At 66.9% G+C, this 3,371-nt stretch carries 3 protein-coding genes and 1 pseudogene; all 4 read left to right on the top strand.

The features are described 5' to 3' along the window. A pseudogene (locus E1263_RS42060) lies at window positions 1–300 on the top strand (hypothetical protein); the annotation flags it as partial. 319 nt (window positions 301–619) lie between these two features. Next, window positions 620–1,297 (top strand): SDR family NAD(P)-dependent oxidoreductase, encoded by a 678-nt coding sequence (locus tag E1263_RS42055; protein WP_132178023.1) that lies wholly within the window; start codon window positions 620–622, stop codon window positions 1,295–1,297. 86 nt (window positions 1,298–1,383) lie between these two features. Further along, on the top strand, window positions 1,384–2,886 hold the full coding sequence (locus tag E1263_RS42050) for an LCP family protein (protein WP_238162071.1): 1,503 nt from the start codon (window positions 1,384–1,386) through the stop codon (window positions 2,884–2,886). Between the two features lie 83 nt (window positions 2,887–2,969). After that, the gene (locus E1263_RS42045) at window positions 2,970–3,347 is read left to right on the top strand and encodes a YciI family protein (protein ID WP_132178021.1); all 378 of its coding nucleotides are present in this window, start codon (window positions 2,970–2,972) and stop codon (window positions 3,345–3,347) included. The last annotated feature ends 24 nt before the right edge of the window (window positions 3,348–3,371 follow it).

Raw genomic sequence — 3,371 nt, 5'->3', positions numbered from 1 at the left:
CGGGCGCTTAGTGGGAGTGCTTCGACGATGAGTACGGCCAAGGACCGGTTGCAGGATGCGGCGGGGATGTTGGCTGGGCTGGCCGGGGAGCTGGACAAGATTCCGGGGATCGGGGATGCGGCGGCCAAGAAGTTGAACGACGGGAGTGGGCAGGTCGGGGCGGTGGCTACGGAGATCGAGAGCCTGGCCGGGAACCTGGAGGATCTGTCGGGGATTTTGGCGGCGGTCGGGGATGCGTTGAAGGGCCTCGGAACGAAGTTGAGCGAGTCGGGTGGGTCGGTGCAGAAGTTGCTCGACTGAGCTGGCGGGTGCCGCCGAGCCAGTGGCGTTCGGTGGTAATAAGTCGTCGCCTGGCGCACATTTGTTTCCACCCGGCTGCGACGCCGCCGTTCCCCAAACCGGTTTGGGGAGCCCTACCTGTCGTTTGTGGTGGGTGCGGCGCCCCGAACTGGTTTGGGGAGTGTGGCCTGTCGTTTGTGGTGGGTCCTGCGCCCCAAAGCGGTTTGGGGAGGGCTGCGTGCTGGATTTGGTCGGTTCGGCTCCCCAAAGCGGTTTGGGGAGGGCTGCTGCCGGGGCGAATCGGTGGGCGGCGGGATGGGTTCGGCCTAGGCTGCTGGGCATGATGGAGCGGACTGTGGTTGTTGCCGGGGGCACCGGTGGGCTGGGGCGTGCCGTGGTGGCGGAGTTTCTCGCGAGCGGCTGGCGTGTGGTCGTGCCGGGACGGTCGGAGGAGTCGCTGGAGCGGTTGGGCGCTGATCCGGGGCTGACGCCGATCGTGGCCGACCCGTTCGACCCCGCCGGGGTGGCTGATGTCGTCGCGCTGGCGACCTCGGAGATTGGGGCGCCGGTGCGCGCGCTGGTGAACCTGGTCGGCGGATTCGCGTCCGGCGCACGGGTGCACGAGACGCCGATCGAGCAGTTCGAGGAGCAATTCCGGATCAACCTGCGACCGACGTACCTGATCACTCAGGCGGTCCTCCCGCACCTGATCGCCGGCGGGGGCGGGGCAATCGTTTGTACGTCGAGCCGAGCGGCGCAGCGGCCGTTTTCCGGGGCGGCTGGGTACATCTCGGCCAAGGCCGCGATCCTCGCCTTCGCCGACGCGCTGCAGGTGGAGTACGCCAAGGACGGTATCCGGGTGAATACGGTGCTGCCCGGAACCATCGACACCGCCGCCAACCGCAAGGCGATGCCGACCGCCGACACGAGCGGCTGGACGCCGCCCGAAAAGATCGCCGCAGTCATCCGCACCTTGGTCGAAACCGATGGGTTTTCCGGCGGTCAGTACCCGGTGTGACAACCGAATGCCTCTGTAACACGTCTGGAGATGTGGAGGCGTGCATCGACGATGCACACTGACTGGGGACGGACACAGGGGAGTCGATGGGGAGACACTCGCACACGGCAGTCACACGGGCACGCTCGGTACCGAAGGTGCTGGGTCTGACCCTGCTGGGTGCGTTGCTGCCCGGAATCGGGCTGATCTTCGGCGGACGGCGGAAGATCGGTGCGTTCATCCTCACCATCACCCTCGGCCTGGTCGGTCTCGCCGCGTACGTCGGCCTGACCCGGCGCGACGAGGTCCTCGCGGCCGCCGTCGACCCGAGCCGGTTGCTGATCACCTCGGTGTCCATCGCGGCGGTGGCGCTGATCTGGATCATCGTGATCGTCGCCTCGCACCGTTCGTTGCGTCCGGCAACAGGTCGGGCCGGTGGCCGGGCGATCGGCGCCACGTTCGTCGGGATCCTCTGCTTCGCGATCGCGGCTCCCACGGCGTTCGCCGTACAGACTGTGCTGGCGCAGCGGACGCTGGTGCAGGACGTGTTCGTCGCGCAGGGCGAGAGCAAGAGCGCCACCCGGCCGAAGACGGTGAACGTCAAGGATCCGTGGGAGGACAGGCCGCGGCTCAACCTGCTGCTGCTCGGTGGCGACGACGCTCCGAGCCGGGAGGGGGTTCGCACCGACACGGTGATCGTCGCGAGTATCGACACCAAGACCGGGAACACCTCACTGATCTCGATGCCGCGGCAGCTGACCTTCATGCCGTTCCCGACGGACTCGCCGCTGTACAAGAAGTATCCGAACGGTTTCGGTCAGGAAGGGCTCAGCCTGGAAGGCCGGCTGGAGTGGATGCTGACGGCGATGTACCAGAACATCCCGGACAAGTACCCGGGGATTCTCGGGCCTTCCGACAACGAGGGTGCCGACGTTCTGAAGCAGTCCGTCGGTGCAGCGACCGGGCTGAAGATCGACTACTACCTGCAGGTGAACCTGACCGGTTTCCCCGAGCTCGTGAACGCGCTCGGCGGTATCACCGTCAACGTCAACGAGCGGGTCGCGATGGGCGGCATCAGCAGCGCGCACATCCCGCCGAAGGAGTGGATCGAGCCCGGCCCGAAGCAGCATCTCGACGGCCGGCACGCCCTCTGGTTCGCCCGTGGCCGCTACAACGCCGACGACGACCAGCGCCAGATCCGCCAGCGCTGCACCATCAACGCGATGGTCGACGCGGCCGACCCGGCCACCCTGATCACGAAGTACAAGGCGATCGCGAAGGCCGGCCAGCACCTGCTCCGGACCGACATCCCGCAGGAGCTCCTGCCGGCCCTCGTTCAGCTGGCGGTCAAGGTCAAGGCAGGGACGGTCTCGAACATCAACCTCGACGTCTCGAAGCTGAAGATGAAGTACCTGCACCCTGACTACGACGGCATGCGCGAAGCGATCGAGAAGGCCCTCGAGCAGCCGACGCCGCCGGCGACCCAGCCGGTCAAGACCCCGTCGAAGACGCCCTCCAAGACGCCCTCCAACACGAAGACGACACCGCCGCCGACCCAGAACCTCGTCGACGCCTGCGCCTACCAGCCGAACGGCGACCAGCCGAGCTGAAATTCTTCTGCGCCGAGTGTCGATCCGATCTCCCGCCGTACGACGTGAGAGTAAGAGATCGACACGACCCAGGGAGAACTCCGATGCGCTACATGATCATCAACAAGGCCGACGCCGACAGTGAAGCCGGTAAGTTCCCGGCGCAGTCGGTGGTCGAAGGGGTCGGCAAGGTTGTCGAGGACCTGTCGAAGGCCGGCGTGCTGTTGTTCGCCGAAGGGGTTCACCGCAGTTCCCTCGGTGCCCGCGTGCGGGTCGCCGACGGCCGCCGTACCGTCACTGACGGACCCTTCGCCGAGACCAAGGAACTCATCGGCGGCGTCATCGTCGTCGACGTCCGCTCCCGCGACGAAGCCGTCGAATGGGCCGCCCGCCTGGCCGAAGCCCTCGGCAACGAGGTCGAACTCCGCCGAGTAGTCGAAGAGGCCGACTTCGCCCCCGGCGGCGACTTCTTCACCGCCTAACCACACCCCCGTACGCCGTCCCGC

Origin of the sequence: Kribbella antibiotica (assembly GCF_004349055.1) — a bacterium.
GTDB lineage: Bacteria > Actinomycetota > Actinomycetes > Propionibacteriales > Kribbellaceae > Kribbella > Kribbella antibiotica.
The sequence above is the reverse complement of the archived record's forward strand: the minus strand, read 5'-3'. Positions and strand labels throughout refer to the sequence as shown.